This window comes from Cupriavidus alkaliphilus (genome assembly GCF_900094595.1).
Classification (GTDB): Bacteria; Pseudomonadota; Gammaproteobacteria; order Burkholderiales; family Burkholderiaceae; genus Cupriavidus; species Cupriavidus alkaliphilus.
In genome coordinates this window covers 258,889-274,772 of the sequence record NZ_FMAD01000003.1, presented here as the reverse complement: position 1 = coordinate 274,772, position 15,884 = coordinate 258,889, and the positions used below count along the sequence as shown (strand labels likewise).

Below are 15,884 nucleotides of genomic sequence, written 5' to 3'. Positions count from 1 at the left end.
GTTCGCCCGTTTTTCGGTGCTTCCGCATGGGCGGAAGGGGTGGCGGACAGGCAGCGCTGCAACAGGGTCGTCCCGGACGGCACCGGCGGGTTTGCCTGCCACGGTGTTGATGGCCATTACTCGGGATAACAGTGCATCTGGCAGATTTGATCGAAACCACCCTAAGCGGCATGGGATATGAGCTGGTCGAGCTCGAGCGTGCCCCGGCCGGATTGCTGCGTGTCTATATCGATCAGCCTGAAACCGGCATTGCCATCGAGGATTGCGAAAAGGTGAGCCGCCAGCTCACCCACGTGTTCACGGTCGAGAACGTCGACTATGAACGCCTCGAGGTCTCGTCGCCCGGACTGGACCGGCCGCTGAAGAAGCTGGCCGACTTCATCCGCTTTGCCGGCGCGGAGGCGCGCGTGACGCTGCGCCTGCCCGTCAATGGACAGAAGAACTTCACAGGCATCCTGCGCGAGCCCACCGGCGCCGCGGGCGAAGAGAAGATCGGCCTGGAGTTCGAGGGCAAGGATGGCCCGGCGCTGCTGGAATTTGCCGTATCCGATGTCGACAAGGCACGCCTGGTGCCGGTGATCGACTTCAAAGGAAATCAAAGAAAAGGGAACAAGCAATGAGCCGCGAAGTTCTGTTGCTCGTCGATGCGCTTGCGCGTGAGAAGAACGTCGACAAGGATGTGGTATTCGGTGCCCTGGAGGCGGCGCTCGCCTCGGCCACCAAGAAGCGTTTCGAGGAAGACGTGGATATCCGTGTCGCGATCGATCGCGAGTCGGGCGAGCATGAAACCTTCCGCCGCTGGCTGGTCGTTCCCGACGAACTGGGCCTGCAGGAGCCGGACAAGCAGATCCTGCTGTTCGAGGCCCGCGAGGAAAACCCCAGCATCGAGCTGGGCGACTATATCGAGCAGCAGATCGAGTCGGTCGAGTTCGGCCGCATCGGCGCGCAGGCCGCCAAGCAGGTGATCCTCCAGCGCATCCGCGATGCCGAGCGCGAGCAGATCCTGAACGACTACCTCGATCGCGGCGAAAAGATCATGACCGGCACGGTCAAGCGCGCCGACAAGAAGGGCCTGATCGTCGAGTCCGGCCGCGTCGAGGCGCTGCTGGCCCGCGACCAGATCATCCCCAAGGAAAACCTGCGCACCGGCGATCGTGTGCGCGCCTATATCCTGAATGTGGACCGCGCCGCGCGTGGCCCGCAGATCGAGCTGTCGCGCACCGCCCCTGACTTCCTGATCAAGCTCTTCGAAAACGAAGTGCCCGAGATGGAACAAGGCCTGCTGGAGATCAAGGCGGCTGCCCGCGACCCGGGCGTTCGCGCCAAGATCGCGGTGGTGGCGCATGACAAGCGCATCGACCCGATCGGCACCTGCGTGGGCGTGCGCGGCACGCGCGTCACCGCGGTGCGCAACGAGATCGGCGGCGAGGCGGTGGACATCGTGCTGTGGTCGGAAGACCCGGCGCAGTTTGTGATCGGCGCGCTGGCGCCGGCGCAGGTGCAGTCGATCGTGGTCGATGAAGAGAAGCACAGCATGGACGTGGTTGTCGACGAGGAGAACCTCGCCGTCTCCATCGGCCGCAGTGGTCAGAACGTGCGCCTGGCGTCCGAGCTGACCGGCTGGCAGATCAACATCATGACGCAGGAAGAATCGGCGCAGAAGCAGGCCGAAGAAAGCGATGTCGTGCGCAAGCTGTTCATGTCCAAGCTGGACGTGGACGAGGAAGTCGCAGACATCCTGATCGAGGAAGGCTTCTCCACGCTGGAAGAAGTGGCTTATGTCCCCATCAGTGAAATGATGGAGATCGAGGCCTTTGACGAAGACACCGTCAACGAGCTGCGCAATCGCGCGCGTGATGCGCTCCTGACGATGGAACTGGCCCGGGAAGAAAAGGTGGAAGAGGTGTCGCAGGATCTGCGCTCGCTCGACGGCCTCAACCCGGAACTGATCGGCAAGCTGGCCGAAGGCGATATCCATACGCGTGACGACCTGGCCGAACTGGCCGTGGACGAGCTGGTCGAGATGACCGGTGTCAGCGAGGAAGAAGCCAAGTCGCTGATCATGAAAGCACGGGAACATTGGTTCAACTGAGGGACACGGCCGGGCCGGCCAACGCCAGCCCGGGCGCGCTTTCCGCATCAATCTGTCCCGACGTAGAAACCAAGCATTGAAAGGGTTTGAATGGCAAGCACAACAGTTGCCCAACTGGCCGCAGAACTGAGTCGCAGCGCAGCTGCCCTGCTGGAACAATTGCAGGCGGCTGGGGTGGGCAAAGCGACGCCAGAAGACATCATCACGGAATCGGATAAGACCAGGCTGCTGGACTATCTGAAGCGCTCGCACGGCCAGTCCGACGACAGCGCCCGCAAGAAGATCACACTGACCAAGCGCGAAACCTCCGAGATCCGCCAGTCGGACGCCACCGGCAAGACCCGCACGGTCCAGGTGGAAGTGCGCAAGAAGCGCGTGCTGATCAAGCGCGACGACGCTGCGCCCGAACAGCAGGCCGATGGCGCCGAGGCGCAAGCCCAGGTCGTCGACGCCGCCGAGGAGGCGCGCCGCGAAGCGGAAGAGCGCCGCCAGGCCGAACTGCTGGCGCGCCAGGAAGCCGAGGCCAAGGCCGCCCGCGAGGCCGCCGAGCGCGAGGAAGCCGAGCGCCGCGCGCGCCAGGAGGCACTCGAGGCCGAACAGCGCCGCCAGGCCGAACTCGCCGCCCGCAAGGCCGAGGAAGAGGCTGCCGCGTCGCGCGCCGTGACCGAAGCCAACGAGGACACTTCGCGCAAGAAGGCCGAGGACGAGAAGGCCCGCGTCGCCGCCGAACGCGCCGAGGCGCAGAAGGCCGCCGACGAGGCCAAGGCTGCCGCCGACAAGGCCCGCGCCGAGCAGGAAGTCGCCGCGCGCAAGCGCCGCGAGGCTGCCGAAGCCGAAGCCCGTGCGATCCAGCAGATGCTGAACGCGCCGGCACGCGTGCTGAAGGCGCCGTCCGAGCGCAAGGCCGAGGAAAAGAAGGCCGAGCAGACCGGTACCCTGCACAAGCCGGTCAAGCCGGCCGGCACCGAAGCCAAGCCGGGCGAGAAAAAGCCGGTGACCGCCACCGCGACCACCACCACCGACAAGAAGGGCAAGGTCGTCAAGGCCGGCACTTCGTCGACGTGGCAGGACGAAGGCAGCCGCAAGAAGGGCAGCGGCCTGAAGACGCGCGGCGATTCGTCGGGCGGCGTGGGCGGCTGGCGCGGCGGCCCGCGTGGCCGTGGCGGCCGTCAGCAGCAGCATGACGACAGCCGCAGCAACTTCCAGGCGCCGACCGAACCGGTGGTGCGCGAAGTGCACGTGCCGGAAACCATCTCCGTGGCCGACCTGGCCCACAAGATGGCGGTGAAGGCTTCCGAGGTCATCAAGCAGATGATGAAGCTCGGCCAGATGGTGACGATCAACCAGGTGCTGGACCAGGAAACCGCCATGATCGTGGTGGAAGAAATGGGCCACAAGGCGTACGCCGCCAAGCTGGACGATCCGGAAGCGCTGCTGGTGGTCGACGGCGAAGAGCACGAAGACGCCGAGCTGCTGCCGCGTCCGCCGGTGGTGACCGTGATGGGTCACGTCGACCACGGCAAGACCTCGCTGCTGGACTACATCCGCCGCACCAAGGTGGCCGCGGGCGAAGCCGGCGGCATTACGCAGCATATCGGTGCCTACCATGTGGAAACCGACCGCGGCGTGATCACCTTCCTGGATACCCCGGGTCACGAGGCCTTCACGGCCATGCGAGCCCGCGGTGCCAAGGCCACCGACATCGTGATCCTGGTGGTCGCGGCCGACGACGGCGTGATGCCGCAGACCAAGGAAGCGATCGCGCACGCCAAGGCTGCCGGCGTGCCGATCGTGGTGGCGATCAACAAGGTCGACAAGCCCGAAGCCAACCCGGACCGCGTCAAGCAGGAACTGGTGGCCGAGCAGGTGGTGCCGGAAGAATACGGCGGCGATTCGCCGTTCGTGCCGGTGTCCGCCAAGACCGGCGCCGGCATCGAAGACCTGCTGGAGCAGGTGTCGCTGCAGGCCGAAGTGCTGGAACTGAAGGCACCGGTGGACGCCCCGGCCAAGGGCCTGGTGGTGGAAGCCCAGCTCGACAAGGGCAAGGGCCCGATCGCTACCATCCTGGTCAGCAGCGGCACGCTCAAGCGTGGCGATGTGGTGCTGGCTGGCAGCGCCTACGGCCGCGTGCGCGCCATGCTGGACGAGAACGGCAAGGCGACCAAGGAAGCCGGCCCGTCGATTCCGGTGGAAATCCAGGGCCTGTCGGAAGTGCCTGCCGCCGGCGAGGAAGTGCTGGTGCTGCCGGACGAGCGCAAGGCGCGCGAAATCGCGCTGTTCCGCCAGGGCAAGTTCCGCGACGTGAAGCTGGCCAAGCAACAGGCCGCCAAGCTCGAGAACATGCTGGAGCAGATGGCCGAAGGCGAAGTCCAGACGCTGCCGCTGATCGTCAAGGCAGACGTGCAGGGTTCGCAGGAAGCGCTGGTGCAGTCGCTGCAGAAGCTGTCGACCGCCGAGGTGCGGGTGCAGATCGTGCACGGCGGCGTGGGTGGCATCTCCGAGTCCGACGTCAACCTGGCGACGGCTTCGAAGGCGGTCATCATCGGCTTCAACGTGCGTGCCGATGCGGGCGCGCGCAAGCTGGCCGAGCACAACGGCATTGATATCCGCTACTACAACATCATTTACGATGCGGTAGACGAGATCAAGGCGGCGATGTCGGGCATGCTGGCGCCGGAGAAGCGCGAAACCACCACCGGCACGGTCGAGGTGCGCCAGGTGTTCCGCGTGCCCAAGGTCGGCACGGTGGCTGGCTGTATGGTCACCGACGGCGTGGTCAAGCGCAATTCGCTGGTGCGCGTGCTGCGCAACAACGTGGTCATCCACGACGGCGAGCTGGATTCGCTCAAGCGCTTCAAGGACGACGTCAAGGAAGTCAAGCAAGGCTTCGAGTGCGGTCTGTCGATCAAGAACTTCAACGATGTTCAGGAAGGCGACCAGCTCGAGGTGTACGAAATCACAGAGGTGGCGCGCACGCTGTAAGGCGTCGCAAGCAACGGCAGGCTTCGGCCTGCCGTTGTCATCTCGACCAGACTGTATTGCATGGCCAAGAAAGGCAATATCTCCTCCCGCAATCTCCGCATCTCCGACCAGATCCAGAAGGACCTGGCCGAGATGATCCAGCGCGAACTGCGCGACCCGCGCCTCGGCCTGGTCACGCTGCAGTCCGTCACGCTGACGCCCGATTACGCGCACGCCAAGGTGTACTTCACCGTGCTGGGCGCCGAAGCGGCCGAAGCCGAAGCCATCCTGAACGAGAAGGCCGGCTACCTGCACTCGCTGCTGTTCAAGCGCCTGCACATCCATACCGTGCCGACGCTGCATTTCCATCACGATACCTCGGTCGAACACGCGATCGAGATGTCCAGGCTGATCAACGAAGCGAACGCCACGCGTTCGAAAGACGAAGACTGATGCCGGGTGCCCGTGCCGGCCGGCATGGGCTTTCCTGGCGCGGTCGCCGCGCGTTGCGCACCCGCCTTCCGCTTGTTCCCGATGACCGATTCCAACGCCAACCGTCCGCCGCGCCTGCCGCGCCGCGAGGTCCATGGTGTGCTGCTGCTCGACAAGCCGCTGGGGCTGTCGTCCAACGACGCGCTGGTGCGCGCCAAGCGCCTGTTGCGCGCGGCCAAGGCCGGTCATACCGGCACGCTCGATCCGCTGGCCACCGGGCTGCTGCCGCTGTGCTTCGGCGAAGCCACCAAGTTCTCGCAGGACCTGCTCGAAGCGGACAAGACCTATGACGCCGAAGTGCGCCTGGGCGCGCGTTCCAGCACCGGCGATGCCGAAGGCGAGCTGCTCGACGTGCGTGCGGTCACCTGTGACCGCGCCGCGGTGGAGCGTGTGGTGGCAGGTTTTGTCGGCGAGATCGAGCAGGTGCCGCCGATGCATTCGGCGCTGAAGAAGGACGGCCGTCCGCTGTACGAATACGCGCGCGCCGGCCAGACCGTGGAGCGCGCGGCGCGGCGTGTCACGATCCGTTCGATCGCGCTGCTGGACTGCGCCTTGCCCGAGGCCCCGTCGTTCACGATGCGGGTGACTTGCAGCAAGGGCACCTATATCCGCACGCTGGCCGAGGATATCGGCGAAGCGTTGGGCTGCGGCGCGCACCTGACCGGGCTGCGCCGGATTGCCGTGGGCGACCTGACGCTCGACGGCGCCGTCACGCTGGAGCAGATCGAGCAACAGGATGACGCGCAGCGCCCTGCCATGCTTGCGCCGGTGGACGCCTTGCTGCAGAAGTGTGTGCCGGTGCATCTGGACGCAGCCGCGGCGGGGCGTTTCCTGCAGGGCCAGCGGATCGCCTGGCGCGACCTGCCGGCGGGTACCGACGTGGCCGAGGAAGCGCTGGCCCGCGTCTATGCCGGCGAGCCCGCGCGGCTGCTGGGCGTGGCGCGCATGCGCGAGGGCGCGTTGCGCCCTGAACGATTGGTGAAGCTATAGGCAGCGTCCTGCCTGAGCCAGGAGGCCACGTGCGCCCGGATCGATCGGGGTACGTGGCCTTTTTGTTTTTCCGCGGCTCCGGGACGCGTCCAAGCCTGCATCGAATGATGCGCCAGTTGTGGTCTGGTCAAGGACTTCCGTCGAGACGCGGCGCAAGCTCGCTCTGTTTACTTGGCAAACAGGAGCAAAGCATGTTGTTCTGCAAGAACCTTGGTGTTGTGGATCGGTCGATCCGGATCCTGGTTGGCGCCGCGCTGATCACACTGGTCTTTATCAGGCCAGGGACGCTGTGGGGCTGGATCGGGCTGGTGCCTTTGCTGACCGGCGTGATGGGCTATTGCCCCGCCTATCGGTTGTTCGGCAAGGGCTGCTAGCGTAGACAGACCGGGAGCCAGGAGACGGGGCCGCTTGCGCGCCGTTTCCCTTGCGGCGATTACTCGAGCGTGATCTTCGCCGTCCTGATCACTTCGGTCCACATCTTGCGGTCCTGCGCCAGGAAGCCGGCGAAGTGTTCCGGGGTGTCGCCGACCGGTTCCGAGCCGAACTCCGCCATCTTCTTCCTGACTTCCGGATTCGCCAGCGCCTTCACCAGGGCCTGGTTGTAGCGGGCCACGATCGCCTTCGGCAGGTCCTTGGGCCCGAAGATGCCTTGCCAGGTCGGCATGTTGAAATCCTTCAGGCCGCTTTCGGCCAGCGTCGGCACGTCGGGCAGCAACGGCGAGCGCTTGCTGCCCGTGACCGCCAGCGCCTTGACCTTGCCGCTCTTGGCGAGCGCCGCGGCGGTGGTGATGTTGTCGACGGTCATGGCGATATGGCCGCCCATCAGATCGGTGATCACCGGGGTGGCGCCCTTGTACGGCGCGTGGACCATGTCGATGCCGAGGCGATGCAGCATGGTCTCGGCGATCAGGTGGTTCGACGTGCCGACGCCCGCGGTGCCATAGGTGACCTGCGGTGTCTTTTTCACGTACGCGGTGAAGTCCGCCATCGTCTTGACCGGTAGCGCAGGGTTGATGATCACCACGTTGGGCTGCGTCGCCAGCATGGCAATGGGGGTAAAGTCATCGGCCTTGTACGGCGTGCCCTTCGGGTTGAGCACGTGGGTCACCGCCATCGCGCCAGCTGCGCCCATGCCGATGGTATAGCCGTCCGGCGAGGCCTTGGCCAGCTTGTCGGCGGCGATATTGCCACCCGCGCCCGGCACGTTTTCGACTACCACCGGCACGCCGAGGCTTTCTGACAAAGGACCTTGCACCAGCCGTGCCAGCAGGTCGGCGGAGCCGCCCGGGGCAAAGCCGACCAGCAGCCGCACCGGCTTCGCGGGCTTCCATTCCTGCGCATGCGCGCCCGACGCCGCCACCGCAACCAGGCTCATGCAAGCCATGCCGCGCAGCAGCGGTCCCATCCACTTCGCCACCTTTTCCATGTTACTTCCACTCCAGCTGTGTCACAGGCAATCTGTCAGCGGGCTTGCCTTTACCCGTAAGCAATTTCACAGGCCATTTCGGCCGCGGCCATCCAGCACCTGGCCGAGCAGCGTGGCCACCATCCGGTTAGAGAGCAGCACCGGGGCGCGGGCATGGTGCGCGACTTCGGCACGCATCGCCTCGGTGTAGCCCATGCAGTGCATCACCACCAGATCGCAGCCGCGCAGGGCCTGGCCGGCGCGAGCGAAGCCGCCGGTGCCAGGATCGGTATAAGGCGAGGCATGCGTAACGCGCAGTTCGCAGGACACCGGTTTGATCAGATGAAAGCTGTCGGCCTGGCCCTCGAGGGGCAGCACGATGCCGAGCCGCTTGCATCCCTGGCCAAGCGCGACCGTCAGGTGATCGACCACCTGCTGCGGCTCGATCACCAGCGTGCGCATCGGCGGCAGCGCGGTGCCGGTGCACAGCGGCACCAGCGCGTCGAAGCGGCCATCGTCGAGCGAGGCCATCAGCCGCGCCAGCATGGCCTCGGCCACCGGCTTGCCCATCACCGCCTGCGTGCCGTCGCGCAGGCGACTGGCGAAGCGGTACTCGCCGGCGGCGGGCGCCAGCGCGGCGATCTCGTCGGGGCCCAGCGCGTCGAGGATGCCGAATTCTTCGACTTCGGCCGGCAGGCCCAGGTCGGCCATCATCTGCGGTACCACGTCGGTTCGCGGCGACTGCCCGATGGTGACGAAGGCCACGCGCGGCAGGCGTGGGGCGGCTGTGGTCATGCTTCGGTCCCGACGGTCTGCAGGTGCGCGAGCGAGCCGTAGCGCCGCTGCAGCTCGGCCCATTCCTCGGCATCGAAGAAGGCGCACTGGCCCTCGCCGAACTGCTTGGCAACCTCGATGCAGAAGCGTGTCGCCACATCGATGTCGAAGGCGTTGGTGACGCCGGTGGCACATCCCGGCACGGTGGTCTGCGCGGTCATTGCCACGCCCACCACCGGCGCCGCGGTGACGATGGCCGGCTGCATGATCGAATTGACATGCCACAGGCCATTCTCATACGGGGTGATGTCCTGCGTGGTCAGCGGCAGCACCGACGGCAGTTCGCCGCTGACCCAGCCCAGCAGGTCCAGCATCCGCTCCGGCAGGCGCAACAGCCAGCCTTGCTTGGCCACCGGCGTCAGCGCCACGCCGCGGCGGTTGACGAAGCGGTTGCCGCGCGTGGTGTCGACCGACAGGATCGCTGCCATGTCGGGATGCACTTCGTGCGACATCATCGTGCGCATGGCGAAGGGCGATTTCATCATCGGCACCGGCTGGTGCGGCCGCGTCGCGGCGTGCGGGCAGATGTGGGTATGGATCCGCACCGGGCCGGCCAGCACATCGCCGCCGGCGGCCATGTCGGCCAGCTTGAGCGCGGTGGCGACGGCAACGATGGCGCCGTCGGCATCGGACACCAGGCCGGTCACGGCCGGGCGCGCGCCGACGCCACCGAGGCGGCCGACCACGCCCAGCGCGGGCGCATCGGGGTCGCGGCCCGGCAGGGTGCAGGCGAGGAAGTCGGTGTAGAGGCCGTTCTCTTCCACGCGCGTCACCGTGACGTCGCGGATGCCGCGGGCGCGCAGCAAAGTGGCAACGGCTGCGCCGTCGACGTTGGCCGCGGACAGCAGCTCGATCGATTCAATCACCTGCTTGATGGACATCTTGCTTGGGGTTCCTTGCTTGCGTTACGGGATGGCGATGGATCAGATGGCAGCGGTACAGGCCGGCACGGACAGTGCGCCGGGGGCGACGTCCACTATCTGCCGGCCAAGGAACCAGCGTGCGCGATGCGCGCCGCCCATCTCCATGCGATCGCCCGAGACGCGCACCCAGTTGCCTTCGGGCAAGCCCAGCACCGGCGTCTGCGGCTGCAGCACCGTGAACTCGGCCAGCCGCTGGTCGCGCGTTTCGCCGCGGAAGCCGGGCACCACCAGGTTGAAGTAGTGCGGGTTGATCTGGAACGGCACCAGCCCGAGCGCGTCGAGGCCGCCAGGGTCGGCGACCGGCATGTCGTTGGTGGTGCGGATGGTCGGGCAGGCGACATTGGTGCCGGCACTCCAGCCGATATAGCGCGCGGCGCCCGCGGCCACCTGGCGCGCAATCACCGGCAGCAGGCCGCGCGCGCGCAGGCATTGCAGCAGGCGGAAGGTGTTGCCGCCGCCGATGACGATCAGTTCGGCCGCTGCCACCGCCCGCACGCAATCCGCATGGTCGAGCCGGTGCGGCGAGTGCGCGGCGATGCCGGCCGGGGCCAGTGCCTCGCGCACCAGGGCTTCGTAGCTGTCCCAGTCGCGCGTGACACCGGCGAACGGGAGGAAGCAGGCACGGGTGCGCCCGTCGGCCAGTTCGCGGATCGCGTCGTGGGCATGGACGAGGTAACCCGCGTCGCTGGAGGAGTTGCTGAGTAACAGGAGTTCCATGAGTTCGAGCTGGCGGTTTGAGCTGCCGGGATGACTAGTGGGCGGCGGCGTCGCCGGGATGGAGCCAGAGCGGATCGCCGAGGCGCTGCCCGAGCGGCGCCACCGCCTGCACCAGCGTTTCCCGCAGCGCGCGGGCCTGGGCCTGGCTGACCTGCATCGCGGTGAAGGACAGACACAGACCGCGCACGTCGCCAGAGAGCGGATCCGCAAGCGTGGTGGCAACGGCGCCGATGCCCGGCATGCCTTCGTTGACGGCGATGGCGCTGCGCTCGGCGCGGGCCGTGGCGACGCGCTCGCGCAGCTCGGCTACGGTGGCGGGGCATCCGGCGGGTGCGTCGGGCAGCTTGCGGGCGCCGGTGGCGCCGTAGCGCGCGCTGAATTCGGTCTCGGACAGGCGCGACAGCAGCACGCGGCCCATGGCCGTGGTGAAGGCCGGGCGGCGCGCGCCCGGCGGCGACAGCACCTGCACCGGGTTGCTGCCATTCAGGCGCTGCAGCACCACGGTGTCGGTGCCGTCGAGCATCGAAAGGTAGGCCGTGAAGCCAGTCGAATCCGACAAGGCGGCGAGGATCTCGCGGCACTGGTCGTCAAAGGGGTGCGCCTGCGTGGCGGCCTGTGCCGCGCGGATCACCAGTGCGCCTGGGCGATAGCGTCGCGTCGATGGCTGCAACTCCAGCAGCCGGTAGCGCACCATCTGTGCGAGCAGGCGCGACGCCGAGCTCTTGGCCAGGCCCAGCTCATCCAGCACATCGTTGAACGTGATCTCGTGGCGGCCGTGCCCGAACAAGTCCAGCACGCTCTCCACGCCTTCAAGAATGCTCACTTCGCCTCTCCGCTACGTTCGTTGCCTTGGTTCCGTTTTTTGGAACCAAGGTTCCGTAATTCGGTCGGCAAATCATAGGGCGATGGATGGCGGAACACAAGGGGAAATTTCCCTTGCCGGATACGGGCAAAAAAAATGGCCCCGAAACCGGGACCATTCCATGCATCGCTGAACCGGAGGCTCAATGCGCCGCCATCGCGTCCGCAGAGCCGCCACCGCCACCCTTGGCCGGCCGCGTCAGCCAGACAAAGCCGATCAGCACGAAGAACAGCATGCCCGAGATCCAGAAGATGTCGTTGGCGCCGAGCATGGCCGCCTGCTGGGTGATGTTGCGCTCGATCACGCCGACCGCCTGCGCCTGGCTCATGCCCATCTGCATCAGGTGGTTGAGCTGGTCGTGGTAGGCCGGGTTGTAGGGGTTGACCTGCTCGACCAGCTGCGCGTGGTGCAGCGCCGAGCGGTTCTCCCAGACGGTGGTCGAGACCGACGCGCCGATGCCGCCGAAGGTGATCCGCACAAAGTTCGACAGGCCCGAGGCGGCCGGAATCTTCTCCGGCGGCTGGCCCGACAGGATGATCGAGGTCAGCGGGATGAAGAACATCGCCATGGCCGCGCCCTGGATCAGCGTGGGCACCATCAGCGTCCAGGTATCCACCTGCGTGGTGAAGCCTGCGCGCATCAGGCTGACGATGCCGAAGGTGATGAAGGCCGCGGTGGCCACCCAGCGCGCATCCATCTTCGGCAGGTTGCGCCCGATCACCGGCGACAGCAGGATCGCGAAGATGCCGACCGGCGCCATCACGATGCCCGCGTCGGTCGCGGTATAGCCGACGATGGTCTGCAGCCACAGCGGCAGGATCACCAGGTTGCCGAAGAACAGCCCGTAGGCCACCGAGATCGCGACCACGCCGGAACTGAAGTTGCGGCCCTTGAACAGGCTGATGTCGACAATGGGATGCTTCTCATAGGTTTCCCAGGCCAGGAAGAACAGGAAGCCGACGATCGCCACCAGCGTCAGCACCACGATCTCGGTCGAATGGAACCAGTCCAGCTCCTTGCCCTTGTCGAGCATCAGCTGCATCGAGCCCACCCAGATCACCAGCAGCGCCAGGCCGATGCGGTCGATCGGCAGCATCTTGGTGGGCGTCTCGCGATCCTTGTAGATGGCCCAGGTGGCGTAGGCGGTGACGATGCCCACCGGCACGTTGATGTAGAAGATCCACGGCCACGTCATGTTGTCGGAGATCCAGCCGCCCAGCAGCGGGCCCATGATCGGCGCCACCAGCGTGGTCATGCCCCACAGCGCCAGCGCCATGGTGCTCTTCGCGGGCGGATAGCTCGACAGCAGCAACGACTGCGACAGCGGGATCATCGGCCCGGCCACCGCCCCCTGCAGCACGCGCGCGGCCAGCAGCGTCTCCAGGTTGGGCGCGACGCCGCACAGCCACGACGCCAGCACGAACAGCAGGATCGAGGTGATGAACAGCCGCACCGCGCCGAAGCGCGTGGTCAGCCAGCCGGTCAGCGGCACCGAGATCGCGTTGGCCACCGCGAACGAGGTGATGACCCAGGTGCCCTGGTTGGGCGCCACGCCCAGGTCGCCCGAGATCGCCGGGATCGACACGTTGGCGATCGACGAGTCCAGCACGTTCATGAACGTGGCCAGCGACAGCGCGATGGTGCCGAGCACCAGCTTGCCGCCGGTCAGCGGCTGCGGCTGCTGCGGCAGGGCCCGCGCCGGCGCCGGGCCGGCGCCTGGCTGCGCCCCGGGCGCGGCCGGTGCGGCGGAAGGGGAGGTGGCCATGATCAGGTATTGGCGGGCTTGCCGGACTTGGCGTGGGCGGCGCTGGCCGAGGACAGGCCGGCGCCGCGGCCGCCGTTGTTGGCGGCGATGATGCGCGCGATCAGCTGGTCGGCATCCTGCGCCACCTTGTCATAGACGTCGGTCTGCATCGGCCTGGCCGGCGCGGCGGCGGCCATGGCGGCGCCTTCCTCGCGGCGCACGTCGACCTTGACCGTCATCGACAGGCCCACGCGCAGCGGATGGTCCTTGAGCTGCTGCGGGTCCAGCGCGATGCGTACCGGCAGGCGCTGCACCACCTTGATCCAGTTGCCGGTGGCGTTTTGCGCCGGCAGCAGCGAAAACGCCGAGCCGGTGCCGGCCGAGAAGCCCGCGACCTTGCCGCGGTATTCGACCTTGGAGCCATAGACGTCGGCTTCCAGCGTCACGGGCTGGCCGATGCGCATATGCGTGATCTGCACTTCCTTGAAGTTGGCGTCGACCCAGACCTGGTCCAGCGGCACCACCGCCATCAGCGGCGCGCCGGCGGCCACGCGCTGGCCGACCTGCACCGAGCGCTTGGCGACGTAGCCGGTCACCGGCGCCGGCAGCGCCGAGCGCGCGAACGACAGGTAGGCCGAGCGCAGGTTGGCGGCGGCGCGCTGCACGTTGGGGTGGTTCTCGACCGTGGTCTGGTCGGTCAGCACCTTGTTCGATGCCAGCTGCTCGCGCGCGGCCAGCAGCGCCGACTCGGCGCCCTTGAGCGCGGCTTGCGCGTGCGAGATCTCTTCATTCGATACCGCGCCCGAGCCGGCAATGGCCTGGCGCCGGCGCAGGTCGTCGCGGGCCTTGGCCACGTCCGCTTCGCGCAGCGCCACGTTGGCGGCGAGCGAGCCGTTGTTGACGTACAGCGTGCGCACTTCGCGCACGGCCTGGGCCAGCTGGGCCTCGGCCTGTTCCAGCGCCACCTGCGTGTCGGCGCGGTCGAGCTGGATCAGCGGCTGGCCGGCGGTGACCAGCTGCGTGTCGTCGGCGGCAATCGATACCACCGTGCCGGCCACCAGCGGCGTGACCTGGACCACGTTGCCGGCGACGTAGGCGTCGTCGGTGCTTTCGAAATGGCGGGCATACAGCCCCCAGTAGACGCCGTAGCCGATGCCGGCGACCACGATCGCGGCGCTCAGCGACAGCAGCAGGCGCTTGCGCTTGCCGTTGGGAGGAGTGGCCGTGGCCTGCTGGGGAGTGTTGGTGCCGGCCGCTTGCTGGTTGTTGCTCATGATGTCTTCTGGATACTTTTGTCTGCGATCACCGGGTGCGCGGATCAGCCGCGGGCGCCCGCCTGGGTGTTGTCCGGTTGCTGCGCCGGGCCATGGGCGATGCTGCCGTGGCCTTCGGCCGGCTCCTGGTAGCCGCCGCCGAGTGCCTTCATCAGGCCCATCTGCAGGTCCAGGCGCCGCGCCTGCAGGTCGGTCGCCAGTCGGCGCTGCTGCAGCACGTTGCTTTCCGCGTTGAGCACGGTCAGCTGCGTGCCCAGTCCCGCCTTGTAGCGCGTGGTGGCCAGCGCGTAGGCGTGCTCGGCCAGGTCCAGTGCTTCGCGCTGGGTCTGGATCTGCTTGTCGACGCTGCGGATGCTGGTCATGGTGTCGGCGGTCTCGCGCAGCGCATCGACCAGCGCCTGGTTGTAGTTGGCCACGGCAATGTCGTAGCCGGCGTACTTGCCCTTCAGGTTGGCGCGCAGCCTGCCGCCTTCGAAGATCGGCAGCCGGATGGTCGGGCCGATGCCGAACGTGCGGCTGATGCCCATCAGCAGCTTGGACGGGTCCAGCGCGGCCAGGCCGGCGAACGCGCTCAGGCTGACGTCGGGCAGGAATTCCTTCCTGGCGACGTTGATGTCCTTCGACGCGGCCTCGACCCGCCAGCGCGCCGCCACCAGGTCCGGGCGGCGGCCCAGCAGGCCGATGGTGAGGTTGTCGGGCAACGTCGGCGTGGCCTGCGCCAGCAGCACCGGGCGCTGGATCTGCAGGCCTCGGTCCGGGCCCTTGCCGAGCAGCGCCGCGAGCTGGTTGCGGGCCAGCGCGATTTCTTCATCGACGCGCTGCAAGTCTGTCTGCGAGGCCGCCACCGTGCCGCGCGCCTGGGTGGTTTCCACCTGGGTGTCCAGGCCGGCGGCCAGGCGCTGGCGCGACAGCTCGGTCAGGTCGCGGCGCTGGGCGATGGCGCGCTCGGCCACGTCGCGCTGCGCATAGAGCGCGGCCAGGCGCGCGTAATTGCGCGAGATCGACGTTGCCAGGATCAGGCGCGCGGCCTGGCTTTCGGCCTCGGCGGCGCGGTCGTCGGAGAGCGCGGCTTCGAGCGCATCGCGGTTCTTGCCCCAGAAGTCGAAGTCATAGGACAGGCCCACCTGCAGGCGCGACTGGTTCTGCCACGAGCCCGCCAGCGGCGTGCCCTCGAACAGGTCGTTGTTGGAAAAGCGCTGGCGCAGCAGGCTGCCTTCGAACTCCAGGTGCGGATACAGCGCGCTGCGGGTGGCCTCGGCCATCGCGCGCGAGGCCTCGACGCGGGCAAATGCGGCCTGCAGGTTGGGGCTGTCCTGGATGGCCTCGTCGACCAGGGCGTTCAGCTGCGGGTCCTGGAACTGGCTGACCCAGTCCTGCGACGGCCACTGGCCGTGTTCGCCGGGCAGGGTTTGCGAAGTCGCCATGGTGGCCGGACCGGCCATGGTCTGGGTGCTGTGCGAATCGCCAAGCGCGGCACACCCGGCCAGCGCCGCGGCCGCGATCGCGGTCAGCGCCAGCGTGCCGGCACGGCGCGCCAGCTTGCGCGAACTGGTCGACTGTGAAAAACGGAAAGAAAAATCTGGTTTCATG

The 15,884-nt window shown here is 67.3% G+C and carries 14 protein-coding genes; 6 read left to right on the top strand and 8 right to left on the bottom strand.

Features of this window, described 5'->3' with window-relative positions:
* Window positions 1-131: 131 nt before the first annotated feature.
* The 6 genes from rimP to GA0116996_RS07880 all read left to right on the top strand — a co-directional run bounded on the left by rimP (window position 132) and on the right by GA0116996_RS07880 (window position 6,909).
* Window positions 132-620, top strand: coding sequence for a ribosome maturation factor RimP (gene rimP / locus GA0116996_RS07905; protein ID WP_018007726.1), 489 nt, complete (start codon window positions 132-134; stop codon window positions 618-620).
* Complete coding sequence (nusA, locus tag GA0116996_RS07900; protein ID WP_092309116.1) at window positions 617-2,092, top strand: transcription termination factor NusA; 1,476 nt, start codon at window positions 617-619, stop codon at window positions 2,090-2,092. Before rimP ends, nusA begins: the two co-directional genes overlap by 4 nt.
* 90 nt (window positions 2,093-2,182) lie before the next feature.
* On the top strand, window positions 2,183-5,074 hold the full coding sequence (gene infB, locus GA0116996_RS07895) for a translation initiation factor IF-2 (protein ID WP_092309113.1): 2,892 nt from the start codon (window positions 2,183-2,185) through the stop codon (window positions 5,072-5,074).
* 60 nt (window positions 5,075-5,134) lie between these two features.
* Window positions 5,135-5,506 (top strand): 30S ribosome-binding factor RbfA, encoded by a 372-nt coding sequence (rbfA, locus tag GA0116996_RS07890; RefSeq protein ID WP_092309110.1) that lies wholly within the window; start codon window positions 5,135-5,137, stop codon window positions 5,504-5,506.
* An 81-nt stretch (window positions 5,507-5,587) separates the two neighbouring features.
* Entirely contained in the window at window positions 5,588-6,535 is a 948-nt protein-coding gene (gene truB, locus GA0116996_RS07885) for a tRNA pseudouridine(55) synthase TruB (protein WP_092309790.1), read from the top strand.
* Window positions 6,536-6,726: 191 nt separating this feature from the next.
* Entirely contained in the window at window positions 6,727-6,909 is a 183-nt protein-coding gene (locus GA0116996_RS07880) for a YgaP family membrane protein (protein ID WP_092309107.1), read from the top strand.
* Window positions 6,910-6,968: 59 nt separating this feature from the next.
* Here GA0116996_RS07880 and GA0116996_RS07875 read toward each other — a convergent pair whose 3' ends face one another.
* The 8 genes from GA0116996_RS07875 to GA0116996_RS07840 all read right to left on the bottom strand — a co-directional run bounded on the left by GA0116996_RS07875 (window position 6,969) and on the right by GA0116996_RS07840 (window position 15,883).
* Entirely contained in the window at window positions 6,969-7,961 is a 993-nt protein-coding gene (locus GA0116996_RS07875; protein ID WP_092309104.1) for a Bug family tripartite tricarboxylate transporter substrate binding protein, read from the bottom strand.
* Window positions 7,962-8,027: 66 nt separating this feature from the next.
* Window positions 8,028-8,735: an AroM family protein gene (locus tag GA0116996_RS07870; protein WP_092309101.1), complete on the bottom strand. Its 708-nt coding sequence runs from the start codon at window positions 8,733-8,735 to the stop codon at window positions 8,028-8,030.
* The gene (locus GA0116996_RS07865) at window positions 8,732-9,655 is read right to left on the bottom strand and encodes a DUF1177 domain-containing protein (RefSeq protein ID WP_092309098.1); all 924 of its coding nucleotides are present in this window, start codon (window positions 9,653-9,655) and stop codon (window positions 8,732-8,734) included. The genes GA0116996_RS07870 and GA0116996_RS07865 overlap by 4 nt, the downstream gene beginning before the upstream one ends.
* A gap of 42 nt (window positions 9,656-9,697) precedes the next feature.
* On the bottom strand, window positions 9,698-10,414 hold the full coding sequence (pepE, locus tag GA0116996_RS07860) for a dipeptidase PepE (RefSeq protein WP_092309095.1): 717 nt from the start codon (window positions 10,412-10,414) through the stop codon (window positions 9,698-9,700).
* A 34-nt stretch (window positions 10,415-10,448) separates the two neighbouring features.
* Entirely contained in the window at window positions 10,449-11,237 is a 789-nt protein-coding gene (locus tag GA0116996_RS07855) for an IclR family transcriptional regulator (protein ID WP_092309092.1), read from the bottom strand.
* Window positions 11,238-11,418: 181 nt separating this feature from the next.
* Complete coding sequence (locus GA0116996_RS07850; protein ID WP_092309089.1) at window positions 11,419-13,041, bottom strand: DHA2 family efflux MFS transporter permease subunit; 1,623 nt, start codon at window positions 13,039-13,041, stop codon at window positions 11,419-11,421.
* A 2-nt stretch (window positions 13,042-13,043) separates the two neighbouring features.
* The gene (locus GA0116996_RS07845) at window positions 13,044-14,294 is read right to left on the bottom strand and encodes an HlyD/EmrA/EmrK family protein (protein WP_092309086.1); all 1,251 of its coding nucleotides are present in this window, start codon (window positions 14,292-14,294) and stop codon (window positions 13,044-13,046) included.
* A gap of 44 nt (window positions 14,295-14,338) precedes the next feature.
* Entirely contained in the window at window positions 14,339-15,883 is a 1,545-nt protein-coding gene (locus GA0116996_RS07840) for an AdeC/AdeK/OprM family multidrug efflux complex outer membrane factor (protein ID WP_092309083.1), read from the bottom strand.
* Between the last annotated feature and the right edge of the window lies 1 nt (window position 15,884).